We start from the raw sequence: 18680 nt of genomic DNA on the forward strand, positions 1-18680 counted from the left end.
GGCCGATCCGCCGCATCAGGCGCGGCAGGTCGCGCAGGATGGCGCTAAGCCCCATCAGCGCGATCTCGCTGCCGTCGAACAATGGGGCCAGGCCGAGCGCCTGCAAATGGCGGCCGCCGATGCCGACAAGCCGAACGTCGCGCCCGGTCATGCGCTTTAACGCCTGCACAAGATCGGCGCCAAGCAGGTCACCGGACTCCTCGCCGGCGACGATGGCTATCTTCAACGGCCGCTCATTCGCCATGCGCCGGCTCCGCAGCAGGCAGCCCGATCACGAACAAGCCGAGCGCATTGGCACGCCCGATGGTGGCGGGACTTTCGAGCACCAGCGAGCGGCCGGCTTCTACGGCAATGCCGGCCAGTCCGGCGGCATGCGCCGCCTCGACGGTCAGCGGGCCAATGGAGGGCAGATCGGCACGCAGTTCCTGACCGGGCTTGGCGCATTTGACCAGGACACCGCGCGTCCGGCCCGCCAGCCTGCCGTGCCCGCGCAACTCCCTTGTCCGCTCGAGCAGCCCGTCAGTCCCTTCGACGCCTTCCAGCGCAATGGCGCGGCCGCCGACCGCAACAGCCGCTTGGCCGATATCCAGCCCGCCGATGGCTTTTGCCGCCGCGTGCGCCGCCTCGATGTCGCGCCAGTCGGCTTTGCGTGGCGCCGCCTTGGTCAGCAGGCCTTCGGCGGCGACCAGTTCCGGCACGATCTCGTGAGCGCCGACGACTTTGATGCCGCTGCGCTCGATCCTGCGCACGAACAATTTCAGCACCGTATCGTCTCCCCGAGTTACACCGACGAAGAGGCTGGGCAGCCAGGCGAGCAGGCCCAAATTGAGGCGCATGGCGCTCAGCCTGGGGCGGCGCGTGATATGACCCGCGGTTACCAGATGCGTAACGTGATGCCGCTTGAGGATCGGCAGCAGCGAGCCGACGTCTTCCAGCCTCAGGGTTGCCTGCTCATAGGGCTCGAAATCGGCTATGCGGTCGACCTCGCCCGCCGCCATCACGACGAAGGGCAATTTGCCTTGCCGGGCGAGCGCTCGGGCAATTTCGACCGGGAGGCTGCCGCCGCCGGCGATGATACCGACCTTGGCATCTGGCGCGAGATCAAGGCCCTTTCCGGCAGCCTCAATCTTCGTCATCTGCTCTCAGTCTTCATCATCGGCATCGTCGCCGTCGCCACCCTTGAGCGACGGCACGGCATAGTGCCGCTTGCCGCGACCGGCAATGAAATCGACGATCTTCATGGCAGTCGGCGACGAGGCGAACTCCGCCTTGGCGAATTCGATGTTTTCGCCGACGGTCCGGGAGCGATCGAAGATCGTCTTATAGGCTTTGCGCAGCAAATGGATCTCCGAACGTGGCAGGCCGGCGCGCTTCAGCCCAATGATGTTGAGGCCGCGAAGGCTGGCACGGTTGCCAACGGCGATGGCGTAGGGAATGACGTCGCCGACGATCGCCGAGCAGCCGCCGAGAAAGGCGTTATCGCCGATGCGGACAAACTGATGAACCGCGGTAAGGCCGCCGATGTAGACATTGTCACCGACTTCGCAATGCCCGCCTAACGTCGCTTGATTGGCGAAGGTGGCGTTCTTGCCGACCACGCAGTCATGGGCAATGTGGGCATAGGCAAGGAAATTGCCGTTGTCGCCGATCATCGTTTCGCCGCGGCTGGAATCGGTGCCGACATGCATGGTGACGCCTTCGCGGATCGTGCAGTTCTCGCCGATCACCAGCGTGGTACGGCCACCCTTGTGCTTGGTGTTCTGCGGTGGTCCGCCCAGTATCGCCATCGGATAAACCTTGGTCGATGCACCGATAGTGGTCGCGCCAATCACCGAGACATGGCTGACCAGTTCGACGCGGTCGCCGATCACGGCCTCGGGGCCGACGTGACAGAAGGGCCCGATGCGGGCGCCTTCGCCGATTTGGGCGCCTGCATCGATGACCGACGATGGATGGATGACTGTCTGGATTTTCATTAGCATTCGTTTGTCAGCCGCTTGCGACCATCATCGCCGAGATCTCGGCTTCCGCCGCCTTGGCGCCATCGACGAGGGCCTCGCAAGCGAATTTGAGAAGATTGCCGCGTTTCTTGATTTTCTTCACATGAATTTTCAACTGGTCGCCTGGAACGACCGGCTTGCGGAACTTGGCATTGTCGATGGTCAGGAAATAAACCAGCGACGGCTTTTCCGTACCAAGGCTGCGGATGCAGATGGCGCCGGCCGTCTGCGCCATCGCCTCGATGATCAGCACGCCGGGCATGACCGGCTGGTCAGGGAAATGACCTTGGAAATGCGGCTCGTTTATGGTGACGTTCTTGATGCCGATTGCGGATTCGTCGCCATCTATGTCGACGATACGGTCGATCATCAAGAACGGATAGCGGTGCGGCAGGAGCTTCATCAGCCGCATTATGTCAACCGCTTCGAGCGTCGCCGCTGCGATGTCAGCCATTTCCCCCCTCACCCTGTCTGCGCGTCCGTGCAAGTCTGCGCAAGGCTGCTATCTCGCGCATGGCTTCCGCCATCGGCTGCGCCGGATATCCTCCCCAAATCTCACCGGCAGGCACATTGCTCATAAACCCGCTTCTTGCCGCAAGCTTGGCGCCGGACCCGATGGTCAAATGATCCGCAAGGCCGACGCCGCCACCCATGGTGACGTTGTCGCCTATCGTCACTGAACCGGAAATACCCGAAAGCCCGGCTATTATGCAATTGCGGCCGATGCGAACGTTGTGCGCGATCTGCACCAGATTGTCGATCTTGGTGCCCTGGCCGATGATCGTGTCGGACATGGCGCCGCGATCGACGGTCGTATTCGACCCGATCTCGACGTCGTCCTGGATGATGACGCGGCCGATCTGCGGAACCCGCTCCGGACCCTTTGCGCCGGCCACAAAGCCGAAGCCATCCTGGCCGATCCTGGCGCCGCCATGAATGATAACGCGATTGCCGATCAATGCATATTGCACGCTGGCACCTGGACCGACATAGCCGTCGCGGCCAATTTGGGAGGAAGGACCGATAACCGCATTAGGGGCAATGACGGTTCCGCTGCCGATGGCAGCGCGCGGTCCGATGACCGCGCCCGCTTCGATGATCGCACCGGGCTCGACATGGGCGGTCGCATCGATATGGGCGTGCGGCGAGATACCGGTTTCGCCGGTCATCGGTCCAGGCGTCGCAGCCGCCGGGAAAAGCAGGCGCCCGACCGTTGCGAAAGCCTGCTGCGGGCGCGGATGCACCAGAACCGCGATGCCCGCTGGCGCCTTGGCGGCAAATTCGGCAGGGCAGAGAACCGCTGCCGCCCGCAGTGACTGCATCAGGGCGAAATTGCGCCTGCCATCGACGAAGACAAGGGCGTTCTCGCCGCCTTCGTTGGCGGGAGCCAGAGCGTCGATCGAAACATCGGCGAGAGCGGAATCGACAAGCATCGAGCCGGTCAGATTCGCGACTTCGCCGGCCGTATACCGGCGTGAGGGCGCGAAGAACACCGGATCGGTCATTCCAGAAGCAATATCCAGCTAGCGCATGACCCCGAAATCGGAAATCGATCCTCGGAAAAGGATCATGCGCAAATCAAAGTGCTACAACGTCCTTTGAGCGTCCGATAGGACGCGCTGCGCTGTAGTGTCGGATCACTGCCATCCGGATCCAAACGAGCCGGAAGCATCGTTACCCGCACATCAGAAGCGGGTCGATATGCCGAAGTTGAATTCCTGCACGTCGTCGGTCTTTTCCTTCTTGACCGGGATCGCATAGTCGATGCGGATCGGGCCGAAAGGCGATGCCCACATCAAGCCGACGCCGACAGAAGCGCGCCATTCCATGCCGGTCGTCGACTGATTGACGAGGTTGGAGGCAATCTTGCTGCCGTAGAGCGTTGCCGCATCGGCGAATACCGCGCCGCGCAAACCGAAGCTTTCCGGGATGACCGGCAGCGGGAACTGCGCTTCCGCCGAGGCATTGAAGTAAGTGGTGCCGCCGAGATGGTCATTGCTGTTGTCCGAGGCAACCGGACCGATGCCGCCATATTCGAAACCGCGGATCATTCGATCGCTGCTCTGGAAATGGTCGAAGACACGCAGGTCGCCGCTGCCATATCCCTGGACATGGCCGGCACCGCCAGAAATGAGGCCTACCAGATCCAATTGTTCGGACAACGTCTGATAAATGCTGCCGCGCGCTGTCACCTTGATGAACTTGGCGTCGCCGCCCACGCCAGCCACTTCCGTGCCGACGTTGGCAAAAATGCCTTCATGGGGATTCTTCATGTCGTCAATGGTATTGTAAACTAGGCCGAGACTAACCGACGATTTGAGCCACGGACTCTCTTCGACACCGTTTATAATCGCCTGGGAGACATCGCAGGTGGCAGGGTCGCAGTCCTCGTCGAACTCATACTTCTCCTGAGCGATATTATACGCGAGCTGCGTCGAGATGTTGTCGGTAATCGGCAGGCCGAAGCGCACTGTCGCGCCCGTCGTGTCGCTATCGTAATGGTCATAGTTTCGAGTCTGCTTGTAGATGTCGAATCCGGCAGCGATACGGCGACCAAGGAAGTACGGTTCGGTAAACGAGAAGCTGTAATCGCGCGAGTTCTTGCCGCCGCCAGCCGCCACCTTGATGAATTGGCCGCGGCCGAGGAAGTTCCGCTCACTGATTGAACCTTCGACGGACGGACCAGCCGTCTCGCCACCAGTCGAATAACCGGCACCGACCGAGAACTCACCAGTCGATTTCTCGACCACGTCGACCACCAGCACGACTTGATCAGGCTCAGAGCCCGGAACGGTGGAAATCTCGACTTTCTCAAAATAATCGAGTGCTTCCAGCCGCCTCTTCGCGCGCTGGATGAGAACCTGATTGAAAGCGTCGCCTTCGCTGACATCGAACTCGCGGCGAATGACGTAGTCGCGCGTCCGATCGTTGCCGCGGATCTCGATGCGCTCGATATAGGCCTTGGTGCCCTGGTCGATCGTATAAACGACAGAGATGGTGTGGTTTTCGAAGTTGCGGTCACCGCGCGGCGTCACCTGGGCAAAGGCATAACCAGAACCGGCGACCTTTTCGGTCAGCGCGATGATCGTGTCCTCGACATCCTTGGCGTTATAGACATCGCCCTTGTGGGTCTCGACCACCGATTCAAGCGACTTGCTGTCGACCTCGGGGATCGTGCTTTCGACGCTGACATCCCCGAACGTATACCGCTCGCCCTCCTGCACCGTGATGGTGACGGTGTATTTGTTGGTTGTGTCGTCGAGTTCGCCGACAGCCGAGACGACCTGGAAGTCGGCATAGCCGTGATTATAATAGAAGCGGCGCAGCAGCTCCTGGTCGGCGCGCAGCTTGTCCTCGTCATAAACATCGTCGCGCAGCACGAACGACAGGAAGGACGAGCGCTTGGTGGAGATGATGTCCGACAGACGGCGGCTCGAATAGGCGCTGTTGCCGACGAAATTGATCGCCGCAATCTGGGTGCGGCCGCCTTCGTTGATGTTGAAGACCACGTTTACCCGGTTGTCGCCGAGATCCATGATCTGGGTGGTCACGGCGGCATCGTCGCGGCCGATACGCCGGTATGCGGCCTTGACCGCCTCGACATCGGCGTCGAGCTGCTGTTGCGAGAAGGTGCCGCGCGGCTTCAATTGCACCGCGGCTGCAAGCGCGTTGTCCTTGAGCTTCTTGTTGCCCTGGAACAGCACCTGGTTGACGACCTGGTATTCGGAAACCTTGATGACCAGCGTCGATCCGACCTGGTTGATCTGCACGTCCGAAAACAGCCCGGTGCCAAACAGCGCCTTGACCGCATCGTCGATGTCGGAGCTGGAAAACGCCTTGCCGGGCTTGATTGTCACGTAATTGCGGATGGTGTCCGCGTCGACACGCTGATTGCCGGTGACTTCGACTCTGGAGACGACAGCCGCCTCGGCGGCCGATGTGGCAACGAACTGCACTGCGAGCGCGCCTGGTACAACCAGAGCAGCGGACATAGCCACCGCGGACGCGGCGCTCAGAAACTTGGATGCTGCCTTCATCGGGCTTTTGTACCTTTTCTCGAAGTCCCCACGGCGAGAAAACCGGACGTGCGGTAATTTCCCCTACCGTATTAACCGGATTTTCCCTACACGCAAGGCTTCTGGTTAATTTGTATTTACTTAACCCTGTGGCGTGGCTTTCGCGTCACGCATATCCCCACGCATGGTAAACGGCGTCTCAACATTGGTCGCGCTGAAGCCAAATTTCTTCATGATTTCAGCACCCAAACAGATCGTTCCAGAAAACAAAGCCCATGAAGCCGAGCACCAGGATGAGGCCGCTCCGATAAGCCATTTCCATCATCCGTTCGGACACTGGCCGTCGGATGACAGCTTCCACGCCGTAGAACAGAAGATGCCCTCCGTCGAGGGGGGGAATCGGCAGAAGATTGAGAATTCCTATCCCGACTGACAGATATGCAACAAGCTGGACGAGCAATTCGAAGCCGAGCTTTGCCGCCTGGCCCGACATCTTGGCGATCTTGATGGGCCCGCCCAGCTGGCACTTGTCCTCGCGGCCAACAACGAAACGCTGCAGGAACTGGCCGGTGCGCTGGATGACGTGTCCGGTTTCCTGGACGGCCGCCCCGACTGCCCCGGCCGGGCTGTAGGTGATCAGCCGCGGCTGGCCGAGTTCCTTGTTGTTGACGACGCCGATCACGGCCACCTGGGCTTTGTTGCCCAATGCGTCTTGTTGTTCCATCAAGCGCGGCGTCGCCGTGACGGTGATTTCCTTGCCGCCGCGTAACATAACGAAGGTGATGCTGTCGCCGGCGCGGCCCGAAACCAGACGCTGGACGTCGGCAAAGGTCTCGACCTTGCTGCCGTCGACGCTGACGAATCGGTCACCGGGCATGATGCCGGCCGCCGCTGCCGGACTGCCTGCGGTGACTTCAGCCACCATCGGCTCGTATACCGGCCGGCCATATATTGAAAACAGCACGGCAAAGACGGCGATCGTCAGCAGGAAGTTGAACAGCGGCCCCGCCACGACGGTCGCCGCCCGCTTCCAGATCGGCTGCGTGTGGAAGGCAACCTTGCGTTCGTCGTCGCTCAGCGCCTCGACCTCCTCCGAGCTGGGCTGGCTCGACGTCGCGTTCATATCGCCGACGAACTTGACGTAGCCGCCGAGCGGTATGGCGCAAAGCTTCCAGCGGGTGCCGCGGCTGTCGTTGAAGCCGATGATCTCAGGGCCGAAACCGATCGAAAAGGCTTTTGCGCCGATACCGCACCAGCGGCCGACGAGGTAATGGCCCATTTCGTGGACGAACACGACCACGGTCAGCACGAACAGGAAAGGCACCAGCGTGCCGAGGACAAGGCCGTCCGTGCTGAAAACCGCGTGAAGAATCTCGTTCAATTCATGCCCTCAAATTCATCCACGGCGCAGATCACGCCGCGACTGTGACATCAATCCAGGCGAATCCATGACGCAGCCTCGCGCCGGCCCACCGACGATGCCGTTCAAACCGGAAACAGCCCCTGTGCCGGATGGTCGGCGGTCGCGGAAATCCAGCCGATGACGTATAGGGCGAAAGCCGCCGCGACAAGCCCATCGACCCGATCCATGATGCCGCCATGGCCGGGTATCAGCGTGCCGGAATCTTTACGGCCGTGGCGTCGCTTGACCCATGATTCGAACAGGTCGCCGGCTTGCGCGACGATCGAAAGCACCAGTGCGACCACGCCAAGCACGGCGAGGTTGCCCGTTCCGGCTACTGCGGCCAGAAGCAGACCGGCCACTACGCCGCCGACCACCCCACCGAGCGCCCCGCTCCGCGTCTTGCCCGGCGAGATCGACGGCGCCAGCCTTGGGCCACCGACGGAGCGGCCGACGAAATAAGCAAAAATATCGGTCGCCCAAACCACGGCGAATAGGAACAGAATGGCCAGCAGCCCTGAATGATCGCCATCACGCAAGAAGGCCAGCGACAAGCCCGACACGGCCGCATAGGCAAGGCCGGATGCTTCCCACGGTCCTGCCTTGCGCATCGACGCCGCGATGGCAGTGACAGCAACCAGAGCCGCCACGAGCGGCAGCAGCAAAGACGCAGGCAAGCCGGCGACGAGAGCACCAATAAAGACCACGATCAGCGCCTCGGGCAGAAAGCCGAGACCTGCCATAGCACCAGCACCTGCCGGGGCAACGGGGCGGCTCATCCGCGTCCACTCGTAGAAGATCACCGCCGCCATGGCAGCGCAAAGCAACCGGAAGGGCAGTCCGCCGAGCCAGGTCAGGCCAAGCGTCACGATGGCAAGCACGACGGCCGAAATGACCCGGAGTTGGAGGTTGCTCATTCCTCAGCCTGAGGCGACATCTTGGGCGGCAAGTCCGCCGAAGCGGCGCTCGCGGCCGGCGAAATCGCGCAGTGCATCGGACAGGTGCTCGCGACTGAAGTCGGGCCAGTAGCAAGGCAGGAAAACGAGTTCGCTATAGGCGGCCTGCCATAACAGGAAGTTGGACAGCCGAAGCTCGCCGCTGGTGCGGATGACCAGTTCCGGGTCCGGAATGCCCTCTGTATCGAGCGAGCTGGCAAAGGACTCGGCCGTGATCGCCTCGCTGTCGATCTCACCGCGCGCCACCGCAGCTGCGAGCTTGCGCGCGGTGCGCACGATCTCGTCGCGGCCGCCGTAATTGAAGGCAATGACCAGTGTCAGCGCCTCGTTGCTAAGGGTGAGCGTTTCGGCTTCCTCGAGCAGCCCCCTTATGTCGGGCTGCAGCCCTGCCCTGTCACCGATGACCCTGATCCGCACCCCACTCTGGTGCAGCTCGGCGAGGTCACGTCGGATGAAAAGCTTCAGCAGGCCCATGAGGTCGCTGACTTCGGATTTCGGTCGTGACCAGTTTTCCGACGAAAAAGCGTAGACGGTCAGGAAGGAGATGCCGAGGCCGGGGGCGGCGCGCACTGTCTTGCGCAGCGCCTCGACGCCGGCGCGGTGACCAGCCAGCCGAGGCAAGCCGCGCGCCTTGGCCCAGCGTCCGTTTCCGTCCATGATGATCGCGACATGCGCGGGCGTTGCCATGTTCTCACTTCCGGGCCAGCCGTGGCCAGACCCTAGACCTGCATGATTTCCGCTTCCTTGTCGGAAAGCAGGTGGTCGATGGTGCTGATTGTCTCGTCGGTCAGTTTCTGAACCTGGTCGGCCCGTTTGCGATGGTCGTCCTCACTGATGTCGCCGTCCTTTTCCGCCTTTTTCAGAAAGTCCATGCCGTCCCGGCGAACGTGTCGTGCGGCGACGCGGGCATTCTCGGCATAACCGTGCGAGATCTTGACCAGCTCCTTGCGGCGCTGTTCGTTGAGCTCGGGCAGCGGAATCCTTAGATTGGTACCGTCGACGATAGGATTGAACCCGAGATTGGCTTCACGGATGGCACGGTCGACCGCGCTGACCATCGACTTGTCCCACACCGAAACCGAAATCATGCGCGGTTCCGGAACCGACACTGTTGCCACCTGGTTGATCGGCATGGTGGTGCCATAGGCCTGCACCTGGACGGCATCGAGCAGGTTGCTCGACGCGCGGCCGGTGCGCAGCGAAGCCAGATCATGCTTGAACGCGGCGATCGCCCCGTCCATGCGCCGTTTGAGATCGTCGTATTCGCCACTCATCATCGTCTCCTCGACCCGTTAACCCGGGTTCACTGCTTAGGGTAAGCCCTGTTCGAGCCTCATCCGCAACCGATCCCTTTCGGGTTCATGGTCCGGTCAATCGTCTGCGACGACCGTGCAACGGCCGCCACCCCTCAGGATATCGCCGAAACCACCCTTCTCGTGGATCGAATAGACGATTATCGGAATGTTGTTTTCGCGCGCAAGTGCAATCGCCGCCGTATCCATGATCGAAAGCCCGCGTTTGATGACTTCGTCATGGCTGATCCGCTCGAAACGTGTCGCGTGCGGGTCCTTCTTGGGATCAGCCGAATAGACACCATCGACCTGGGTGCCCTTGAACAGAGCATCGGCTCCGATCTCGGCGGCGCGAAGGGCTGCAGCCGAATCGGTGGTGAAGAACGGATTGCCGGTGCCGCCGGCGAAGATAACGACCTTGCCCTGGTTCATGTAGGCGGTCGCCTGACGCTGCGAAAAACTTTCGCAAAGCTCGGGCATGGCGATCGCCGACAGCACCACGGCGTCGACGCCGATCTTGTTGAGCGAGGTGCGCAGCGCCAGCGAATTGATGACGGTGGCAAGCATGCCCATATGGTCGCCGGTGACGCGGTCTCCGCCTTTTGACGCGACTGCGACGCCACGGAAGATGTTGCCGCCCCCTATGACGACACCGACTTCGATGCCCAATGCGCGGGCCTCGGCGATGTCGGCGGCGATGCGGTCGACCACCGATACGTCGATGCCGAAATGCTGCTCGCCCATTAACGCTTCGCCCGATGCTTTCAGCAAGACACGTCGGTAGAGGGGCTTCACCGTCATCTGGTCCTCGTCATCGTGCGTGTGACGCGTTTCGGTGCGCCCCGAAACACTGGGCGTTCCGATACACGAAGGGCGCCACGATGTCACGCGGCGCCCGAGCCCGAAAACTCTCTTCCAGCTTCAGCTTACACGGCAAAAGCACCTTGCATGAACGGGTTCGGCATGTTGCCAGCCGGCTTGTCACCGACTGTCTGACCTCCGGTAAGGCCATCCTGTATTTCCGAGCCGAAGAACGAATACGAAAAAGGGTGTGAAAGACCGGCTCACCGCATCGAGCCGTGCCCGAAGGTCCTGCGCAATGTCGAAATCGAGCGCGCCGAGGTCGTCCTTGAGTTGATCCTACGCCGCGCAAGAATCGGCCGGGCATCCTCGCGGACACCCGGCCGAAAAAGACTTTTAAACGAATAGTTTACTTCTTGACCGCTGCCGCGACTTCCGCCGCGAAATCGGTCTCTTCCTTCTCGATGCCCTCACCGAGCGCGAAGCGCAGGTAGGCAGCGATTTTGGCTGGCGCGCCGATCTCGCTTTCGGCATCCTTCAGCGCCTTCTCGACGGTGATGTCGGGATTGAGCACGAAAGCCTGCTTGAGCAGCACGACCTCTTCGTAGAACTTGCGCAAACGGCCCTCGACCATCTTCTCGATAATCGCTTCTGGCTTGCCGGACTGGCGTGCCTGGTCGGCGAAGATCGCCTTCTCGCGCTCCACCGCGGCCGGATCGAGCTCTTCAGTGGTCAAGGCCATCGGATTGGTGGCAGCGACATGCATGGCAACCTGACGGGCGAAGGCGTTCGCGGCATGCGCGTTGCCTGTCGTCTCGATGGCCACCAGCACGCCGAGCTTGCCAAGGCCGTCGGCGACCGCATTGTGAACGTAGGTTGCGACAGCGCCGTGCTCGACGGTGAGCTTGGCCGAGCGGCGGAAGCCCAGATTCTCGCCGATGGTGCCGACGGCGTCCTTGATGGTCTCGGCGACCGACTTGCCCGAGCCCGGATAGGGAGCGGCGGCAACGGCTTCGGTCTTGCCGCCATAGGCAAGCGCGACCTTCGCGACATTGGCGACGATCTCTTGGAACGCAGCATTGCGGGCAACGAAGTCCGTCTCGGAATTGACCTCGACGATCGCTGCCTCGCGGACGCCCGAATCGACGCCGATCAGGCCTTCGGCAGCGGTACGGCCAGCCTTCTTGTCGGCCTTGGAAATGCCCTTCTTGCGCAGCCAGTCGATGGCTTCTTCCATATTGCCGTTGGTCTCGTTCAACGCCGCCTTGCAGTCCATCATGCCCGCGCCGGTCAAGTCGCGGAGTTCTTTGACCTGTGCAGCCGAAATGCTCATTGTCGCCTCTTTGTCTAAATGCACTGACGCACCATCGATTTTCGATGATGCGCCTGGTGCCGGTAGCGCTTACCGCGCCAACATATTGGAAAGATGAAGGCCGCAGCCGGCCTTCGCTACTATGCTTCCGGGGTCTGGGCTGCCGGGCTCTCGGCGGCCGGGGTCTGCTCGAGCGCCGGCTCGACCGGAGCCTCGACCGATGCGCCGATATCGACACCGAGCGCGCCCTGCTGACGGGCGATGCCGTCGATAGCTGCCTTGGCGATCAGATCGCAATACAGCTGGATGGCGCGGGCCGCGTCGTCATTGCCGGGGATCGGGAAGTCGATCTTGTCCGGGTCGCAGTTGGAATCGATGATGGCAACGACCGGGATGCCGAGACGCTTGGCCTCGAGAATGGCGATCGCTTCCTTGTTGGTGTCGATCACGAACATCAAATCGGGCGTCGAACCCATATCCTTGATGCCGCCCAGCGCCTTGTCGAGCTTTTCACGCTCGCGATCGAGGTTGAGGCGCTCCTTCTTGGTCAGGCCCTGAGCCTCGCCGGCCAGCATCTCGTCGAGCTTGCGCAGGCGCTGGATGGAATTCGAGATCGTCTTCCAGTTGGTCAGCATGCCGCCGAGCCAGCGCGAATTGACATAGTACTGGGCCGAGCGCTGCGCGGCATCGGCGACAATGTCGGAGGCCTGGCGCTTGGTGCCGACGAACAGCACGCGGCCGCCCTTGGCAACAGTGTCGGAAACCTGCTTCAGCGCCTGGTGCAGCAGGGGCACCGTCTGCGAGAGGTCGATGATGTGGATGTTGTTGCGGGCGCCGTAGATATAGGGCGCCATTTTCGGATTCCAGCGGTGGGTCTGGTGGCCGAAGTGAATGCCAGCTTCCAATAGCTGGCGCATGCTGAAATCAGGCAGAGCCATTCTTATTTCCTTTCCGGTTAGCCTCCACGGACACAGGCATTTTTGGACTTTGTCCTCAAACGCCACCGGAGGTTTCAGCCGGATTTCTCCCGGGCAGACACCAAAGTCCGTGTGTGGAATGAGCGCGCATATAGAGGGGAAGCGCGACAAACGCAAGCGGTGTGGCGTCTTGCGGCTCAGCGTGCGGCGATCAGCGCACCGGTGTCATTGTCGCATCTTCCCCTTCGGCACCCGCACACGCCGGAAAACAGCGACGATCTCCTCGCGGGTGCATTCGATGGCGCCTAACCGCACTGCGCGGTCACGCTCCAGCCCGGTTATGTCATAATGCGGCGCCGATGTCTTGGGTGGCCCTTGATAGGACGAGCGCTTGACGCCGAGCTGCGCGGCGAAGCGATGCAGCTCGTCGGTATCGTCTGCCAGCAGATGACACCAGCGGTGGCCGACCCATTTCCAGATCGCCGCATCGACATAGACCGCCATGAGGTTTGCCGCACTCCTTCATCTTGCGCCGACCAACACGCCGCTAACGATGATAGAAGGGATTGGCACAGAAAATGAAGGCGCCGCCGGCCTCGAGTTGCGTCATCGTCCTGGTGACGGTCTCCTGCATCCGGTCGTGCAGTTCGGCGAGTGCCTCCTCTACGGAGCCTTGATAGGCGTGCAAGCCAAGCGGCTCCGGTACCCGGACATAGGCGCGGCGTGGGCCTGCCGGCTGCGGCACGAAACGGTTGATCGTATCGCGCAGCGTACCTTTGCAATAGTCGTTGCGGATCCGCTTCAAATGTTCGGCGATCTCCTCCTGCGTGATGCGCGGATTGGCTGAGGCCCACGGCCCGACACGCTGCAGTCGCTGGATCGTATCTGCCAGCGTTCGGACCTGCGCCTGGTTTTCGGCGCCGTCTATGTTCTCCCGCAGCCAGCGCCGCGAGCGCCGCAAAAGCTCGGCAGTGTCGAGCGTGTCGGCGTCGACCGAGACAAGTTCAGCAAGGCGACGGCCGAGTTCCGCGAGCAGGTCTTTTTGACGTGCGTCATACGAAACCCGCTCATCGGACCGCAGGCCATATGCAGCCTCATCGCGCGACAGCAACGTCGCATAGATATGATGGATGCGCTCCGGCAGCGAATCGGCGGCACGGCGTTCGATCTTCAGGCTGTGCTCGACATAGGCACATTCCTTTGCCAGCGGTGCCTCGACATTCCCCGTGAAAGCAAGCTTCCAGATCACGGGCGCGATCCAAACCTTGAAATCCGGATCCGTCAGGCGGCCGCGCTTCAGCGCCTCGAACCGCATTTCGACCGCACCTGGCAGCAGCGGGGCAACGATGTTGGCATGCCAGCCGACACCGCCTTCGGGATGCAGGAGCACGCCGTGCCCCTTCAGCGCCCAGGCCACCGAATGTTCCTTGGCGGCCGCGCTGTTGCCCGGGATTTGCGCGATCAGATTGTTGGCCAACCAGAATTTCTGCATTAGCCGGCCAAGCCCGTTGACGACGCCGTGCGTGGCCCAGGATGCCGTCAGCGGGCTTACCCGCGAGACGACCTCCTTGTCGATCATCCAGTCGGTAAAGAATTCGGGATGGTTGGGCGTGATGAACGTCGCCTTGCCCGCACCGCAACAAGCCTTCAGCCTTTGCCGGTCATCCTCTGGAAAATAGATGTGGCGGACATTGGCGACGCCGCGCAAACCGGCCAGACGGTTGAACGGCAACAGGTCGCGAAAGCCTGGAATGCCGTGCAGCATGACAATTCGGTTGACGAACGTCATGGCCTTGATCAGCGTCGCATTGGGCCGCGGCGCCACAAAAACGTCGATCCTGCTCAACCTGCTCCCCCACGGCGCTTACCGTCGTTAGGCGATGATGGGCAATTGCGGCATGCTCAAGTCGATACGACACGCCCGCAAGATCAAGCGCTACTATCCCGGATAGCGGCCGGCGGCTTGTCGTTGGTTCGAGCCTATTTCGACGGGCAGGTCTTTGGCTGATCGAACAGCGACAGATTGACCAGTTTGCCGGTCATCGAGAACTCGCCATAGTCCATGACGAGATCGCGCGTGATGCCGTTCTTGTGCAGCTTGAAGCTGATCCGGTATTCCGGCACCTCCTCGCCGCCTTTGTCGGCATCATCGAAATAGGCGATGTCGACCGGCCAGTATTTGTCGGTGGCGAGCTTGGCCAGCGCCGGCGCTTCCGGATCGGCGTTGTCGGCATCGGCTTGCTTGCCGACGACGACGGTGGTGGTCACCACCTTGTTGGCATCCTCAGAGCCGTCGAACAGGTTGGTTTCGTAGAAGCGCTCGCCCTTTTCCGCCTTGCCGATCATTTCGACCATTTGCTGGGTCGGGAACTGGGTCGGCGCGAGTTCCAGGCTGTTCTTCTCGGGCTTGTCGATATCGACCTTGAGACCGTTGGCCTCCTTCGTTGCGGTACCCTTGACCTCCTTGTCGAGGTTCTGGTCAACAAAGGATTTGTTCACGAAGGAGAAGGTCTTGCCCTCGGCGTCCTCAAAGGTGGTCATCTGCTGGTCTGTCAGCCTGGTGTTGTCGCTGGTTACGATCTGGGTCACCAAACGGAACTTTACCGTATAGCCCTCGCAAGGGGAGCCGTTGAACTCGTAGACCATGCGGCCAGTGATGCCGGTGATGCCGGAGCGGTCGGAGGCTTTGTCGAGTGAAATGTCGTAAACCGCGCGATGCGCCTGCAGCGCCGGCACCGCAAAAGCGGGAGCCGCCCAGGAAGCCGCTGTCAAGAGAACGGCGTTGAATGCGAGGCGCGTTGCGCGCATGGGGTGCTCCGATCATCGCGGCTAATGGCAGGCCGCATGGAAAGATGGTCCAGCTTAAAAAAAGTCGTGGCGGAAGCGAGGCAAAAATAGCAATTTCGGCCCGGCCTGCGCGGCACCTTCAAGCAATAGGGAAATAGCATGAGCGAAACAATCGAAAAGCGGCTAAGCGATCTCGGCGTGACGCTGCCGGCCGCCGCCGCGCCCGCCGCCAATTACGTGCCCTATTGCAGGACCGGCAATCTGCTGTTCACCGCCGGGCAGTTGCCGCTCAAGGACGGCAAGCTCCAGGCGAGCGGACTGCTTGGCAGCGATGTCGACACCGCGACCGGCAAGGAAGCCGCAAAATACTGTGCGATCAACATATTGGCGCAAGCCCAGGCAGCACTTGGCGATCTCGAGAAAATCCGTCGCTTGGTGAAGATCACCGTCTTCGTCGCCTCGGCACCGGACTTTGTCGAACAGCATCTGGTTGCCAACGGTGCCTCGGATTTTCTCGCCGCGGTGCTCGGCGATCGCGGCACGCACGCTCGCTCCGCCGTCGGCACCGCCTCCCTGCCGCTTAATGCCGCAGTGGAAATCGAAGCGATCTTCGAAGTCGAATGACCGGGACTGCAACCATGACCGATCTTTCCTGGCTGACCGCCCGGCCCGTCGCCCATCGCGGCCTCCACGACATGAACAAGACGCGCTGGGAGAACACCCTTTCCGCCTTCGCCGCGGCGGCCGAGCGTGGCTACGCGATTGAATGCGACGTGCACCTGTCTTCCGACGGCGTCCCCGTCATCATCCACGATGGCGATCTGCGGCGGCTGACCGGCGAAAACGGCTTCGTCTGGCAGCGTACGGCTGCCGAAATCACCGCGCTGAAGGTCGGCGGCACCGCCGACCATTTGCCGACGCTGCAGCAGGCGCTTGATCTGGTCGACGGCCGTGTGCCGATGGTTGTCGAACTGAAAGGAGCTGCCGGGCACGACGACGGCCTGGTCGAAAGCGTCGGTAAGATGCTCAAGCAATACAAGGGCAAGACTGCGATCATGTCGTTCGACCATTGGCTGATCCGAGAGTTCCCGAAATATGCTCCCGGCATACCCGGCGGGTTGACCGCCTACGGCAACGACAACCACCTGATCGAGGCGCATTTCGCCATGCTGGCGCATGACATCGCCTTCACCTCCTACGCCGCCGGCGATCTGCCGAACCGGTTCGTCTCCTTCGTGCGAGAAAAACTCGGCATGCCGGTGATCACCTGGACCGTGCACGACCGGCCTGCCGTCGACCTGACCTTCAAATATGCCGACCAGATGACGTTCGAAGGATTCGAGCCAGATCTGGTACGGCTTGCTTGAGCGGGCTTGTATGGGTCAGCAGCGAGCTTAAGTAAGCCTCATGGATCAAGGGGACGACTGCGAAAGACAAACGGCGAACGCGGAGCTGTCGATCCGCATCGCGGCGGGCATCGGGGCCTTTACCAGCGCTGAATGGGACAACCTCGGCGGCACTACACGCGGCGATGCCGAAAACGGCTACAACCCACTTGTTTCATTAGCTTTTTTGAGCGCGCTGGAAGATTCCGGCTGCGCTGTTCGGCGTACCGGCTGGCAAGGCCATCACCTGAGGCTGGAAACCGCCCGAGGCAAGCTGCTCGGGGCGGTCCCCTGCTATCTGAAGTCGCACAGCCAGGGCGAATATGTATTCGACCATGGCTGGTCGGACGCATTCGAACGCGCCGGCGGGCGCTACTACCCGAAGCTGCAATGCGCGGTGCCGTTCACGCCCGTCACCGGCCCTCGCCTGCTGGTCGGCAAGGGCGAGCACAGTCCCACCGTCAAGGCCGGTCTTGCGGCCGGCCTGAAGGCGGTGACGGATAAGCTCGGCGTGTCTTCCGCCCATGTCACCTTCGCGCCGGAGGACGATGTCCAGATATTCGCGGCGGCCGGTTTCCTGCATCGCACCGACCAGCAGTTTCACTTCTTCAACGAAGGTTTTTCGAGCTATGACGATTTTCTCGCGACATTAGCCTCGCGCAAGCGCAAGGCAATTAAGAAAGAGCGGCGCGAGGCGCTCGCCAACGGCATCTCGATCGACTGGCTGACCGGCAAGGATCTGACCGAAAAGGCCTGGGACGACTTTTTCGCGTTCTACATGGATACCGGCAGCAGGAAGTGGGGCCGGCCCTACCTCAACCGCGATTTCTTCTCCCTAATCGGCGAGCGCATGGCCGACGACACCCTGCTGGTCATGGCCAAACGCAACGGACGCTACATAGCGGGCGCCATCAACTTCATCGGCTCAGACGCGCTCTACGGCCGCAACTGGGGCTGCATCGAGGACCACCCATTCCTGCATTTCGAAGTCTGCTACCATCAGGCAATCGATTTCGCCATCTCGCGCAAGCTGAAGGTGGTTGAAGCCGGTGCTCAGGGCGAGCACAAGCTGGCGCGCGGCTACCGGCCCGTGACGATGCATTCGGCGCACTATATCGCCCATCCAGGTCTGCGCAATGCAGTGGCCGACTACCTCCAGCGCGAGCGGCGCGAAGTCGAGCGAATGAGCGAATATCTGGAACAGCACACCCCGTTCCGCAAGGACATGGCGGAGTAGGGTAGCGAGCCCAATCGCCCAGCCGCGCGGGCCCGCACGGCCGATGTCGATCGATCATCTTGCCCGCCCGGAACAGCTTCGCTACACGAGACAGCGAGCCAAGAACCGGAGCGCGCGCCATGGCCGAAGCAACCTACGACAGCAGCAACATCTTCGCCAAAATCCTGCGCGGAGAAATCCCTTCGCATCGCGTCTACGAGGATGAAGCGGTCATTGTCTTCATGGATGTGATGCCGCAAGGACAGGGTCACACGCTGGTGGTGCCGAAAGCGCCGTCGCGCAACCTGCTTGACGCGGATCCGGCGGTGCTTGGCCCGCTCTTCGCTCACGTCCAGAAAGTTGCGCGGGCCGTAAAGAAGGCCTTCGATGCCGATGGCGTCACGGTTATGCAGTTCAACGAACCAGCTTCGGGGCAGACTGTCTTTCACCTTCACGTCCATGTCATTCCGCGCTTCGAGGGGATTCCCCTGAAACCGCACAGCGGACAGATGGAAAAGCCTGAAGTCCTGGCCCAGAACGCCGGCAAGATAAGGATGGCGCTGGCAAGCTGAACCGGCGCAAACTGCTCCGGCGGG

Annotated in this window: 19 protein-coding genes and 1 pseudogene; 4 read left to right on the plus strand and 16 right to left on the minus strand. The window is 61.5% G+C overall.

All coding sequences use genetic code 11. The features are described from left to right. The 16 genes and pseudogenes from NKH80_RS16060 to NKH80_RS16135 all read right to left on the minus strand — a co-directional run. Window positions 1–244: pseudogene (locus tag NKH80_RS16060) on the minus strand (lipid-A-disaccharide synthase); the annotation flags it as partial. After that, window positions 234–1136, minus strand: a complete 903-nt coding sequence (locus NKH80_RS16065) for an LpxI family protein (protein ID WP_502900964.1) — start codon at window positions 1134–1136, stop codon at window positions 234–236. The gene NKH80_RS16065 and the pseudogene NKH80_RS16060, both read right to left, overlap by 11 nt. 6 nt (window positions 1137–1142) lie before the next feature. Beyond that, entirely contained in the window at window positions 1143–1976 is an 834-nt protein-coding gene (gene lpxA, locus NKH80_RS16070) for an acyl-ACP--UDP-N-acetylglucosamine O-acyltransferase (protein ID WP_352992494.1), read from the minus strand. 13 nt (window positions 1977–1989) lie between these two features. After that, window positions 1990–2454 (minus strand): 3-hydroxyacyl-ACP dehydratase FabZ, encoded by a 465-nt coding sequence (fabZ, locus tag NKH80_RS16075; RefSeq protein ID WP_023674942.1) that lies wholly within the window; start codon window positions 2452–2454, stop codon window positions 1990–1992. After that, window positions 2447–3505, minus strand: a complete 1059-nt coding sequence (gene lpxD, locus NKH80_RS16080; protein WP_352992496.1) for a UDP-3-O-(3-hydroxymyristoyl)glucosamine N-acyltransferase — start codon at window positions 3503–3505, stop codon at window positions 2447–2449. The genes fabZ and lpxD overlap by 8 nt, the downstream gene beginning before the upstream one ends. A gap of 180 nt (window positions 3506–3685) precedes the next feature. After that, entirely contained in the window at window positions 3686–6037 is a 2352-nt protein-coding gene (bamA, locus tag NKH80_RS16085; RefSeq protein WP_352508490.1) for an outer membrane protein assembly factor BamA, read from the minus strand. A 217-nt stretch (window positions 6038–6254) separates the two neighbouring features. After that, window positions 6255–7397, minus strand: a complete 1143-nt coding sequence (gene rseP / locus NKH80_RS16090; protein ID WP_352899869.1) for an RIP metalloprotease RseP — start codon at window positions 7395–7397, stop codon at window positions 6255–6257. Between the two features lie 104 nt (window positions 7398–7501). Further along, a complete protein-coding gene (locus NKH80_RS16095) occupies window positions 7502–8335 on the minus strand; it encodes a phosphatidate cytidylyltransferase (RefSeq protein ID WP_352801695.1) in 834 nt (277 codons plus the stop codon). Window positions 8336–8338: 3 nt separating this feature from the next. Beyond that, a complete protein-coding gene (locus NKH80_RS16100; protein ID WP_352801697.1) occupies window positions 8339–9061 on the minus strand; it encodes an isoprenyl transferase in 723 nt (240 codons plus the stop codon). A 32-nt stretch (window positions 9062–9093) separates the two neighbouring features. Continuing rightward, window positions 9094–9648, minus strand: coding sequence for a ribosome recycling factor (frr, locus tag NKH80_RS16105; protein WP_084640965.1), 555 nt, complete (start codon window positions 9646–9648; stop codon window positions 9094–9096). Between the two features lie 96 nt (window positions 9649–9744). Further along, window positions 9745–10467 carry a UMP kinase gene (gene pyrH, locus NKH80_RS16110; protein ID WP_023674934.1) on the minus strand — a complete coding sequence of 241 codons (723 nt, stop codon included), beginning with the start codon at window positions 10465–10467 and terminating at the stop codon, window positions 9745–9747. Window positions 10468–10876: 409 nt separating this feature from the next. Then, window positions 10877–11800, minus strand: a complete 924-nt coding sequence (gene tsf, locus NKH80_RS16115) for a translation elongation factor Ts (RefSeq protein ID WP_352471655.1) — start codon at window positions 11798–11800, stop codon at window positions 10877–10879. Between the two features lie 119 nt (window positions 11801–11919). Next, window positions 11920–12717 (minus strand): 30S ribosomal protein S2, encoded by a 798-nt coding sequence (rpsB, locus tag NKH80_RS16120; protein WP_254817316.1) that lies wholly within the window; start codon window positions 12715–12717, stop codon window positions 11920–11922. A 204-nt stretch (window positions 12718–12921) separates the two neighbouring features. After that, complete coding sequence (locus NKH80_RS16125; protein WP_352508484.1) at window positions 12922–13200, minus strand: DUF4031 domain-containing protein; 279 nt, start codon at window positions 13198–13200, stop codon at window positions 12922–12924. 43 nt (window positions 13201–13243) lie between these two features. Then, the gene (locus NKH80_RS16130; RefSeq protein ID WP_352688317.1) at window positions 13244–14542 is read right to left on the minus strand and encodes a lysophospholipid acyltransferase family protein; all 1299 of its coding nucleotides are present in this window, start codon (window positions 14540–14542) and stop codon (window positions 13244–13246) included. Between the two features lie 134 nt (window positions 14543–14676). Next, window positions 14677–15504 (minus strand): cell envelope integrity EipB family protein, encoded by an 828-nt coding sequence (locus NKH80_RS16135; RefSeq protein ID WP_023674927.1) that lies wholly within the window; start codon window positions 15502–15504, stop codon window positions 14677–14679. 138 nt (window positions 15505–15642) lie between these two features. Between NKH80_RS16135 and NKH80_RS16140 the strand changes: the two genes are divergently transcribed. The 4 genes from NKH80_RS16140 to NKH80_RS16155 all read left to right on the plus strand — a co-directional run bounded on the left by NKH80_RS16140 (window position 15643) and on the right by NKH80_RS16155 (window position 18656). Next, window positions 15643–16107: a RidA family protein gene (locus tag NKH80_RS16140; RefSeq protein WP_352508482.1), complete on the plus strand. Its 465-nt coding sequence runs from the start codon at window positions 15643–15645 to the stop codon at window positions 16105–16107. A 14-nt stretch (window positions 16108–16121) separates the two neighbouring features. After that, entirely contained in the window at window positions 16122–16850 is a 729-nt protein-coding gene (locus NKH80_RS16145) for a glycerophosphodiester phosphodiesterase (RefSeq protein WP_352508481.1), read from the plus strand. Between the two features lie 40 nt (window positions 16851–16890). Further along, the gene (locus NKH80_RS16150) at window positions 16891–18105 is read left to right on the plus strand and encodes a GNAT family N-acetyltransferase (protein ID WP_352992500.1); all 1215 of its coding nucleotides are present in this window, start codon (window positions 16891–16893) and stop codon (window positions 18103–18105) included. 119 nt (window positions 18106–18224) lie between these two features. Beyond that, window positions 18225–18656 carry an HIT family protein gene (locus NKH80_RS16155; protein WP_352508479.1) on the plus strand — a complete coding sequence of 144 codons (432 nt, stop codon included), beginning with the start codon at window positions 18225–18227 and terminating at the stop codon, window positions 18654–18656. Window positions 18657–18680: the final 24 nt, after the last annotated feature.

The organism is Mesorhizobium sp. M0904 (genome assembly GCF_040319475.1).
GTDB lineage: Bacteria > Pseudomonadota > Alphaproteobacteria > Rhizobiales > Rhizobiaceae > Mesorhizobium.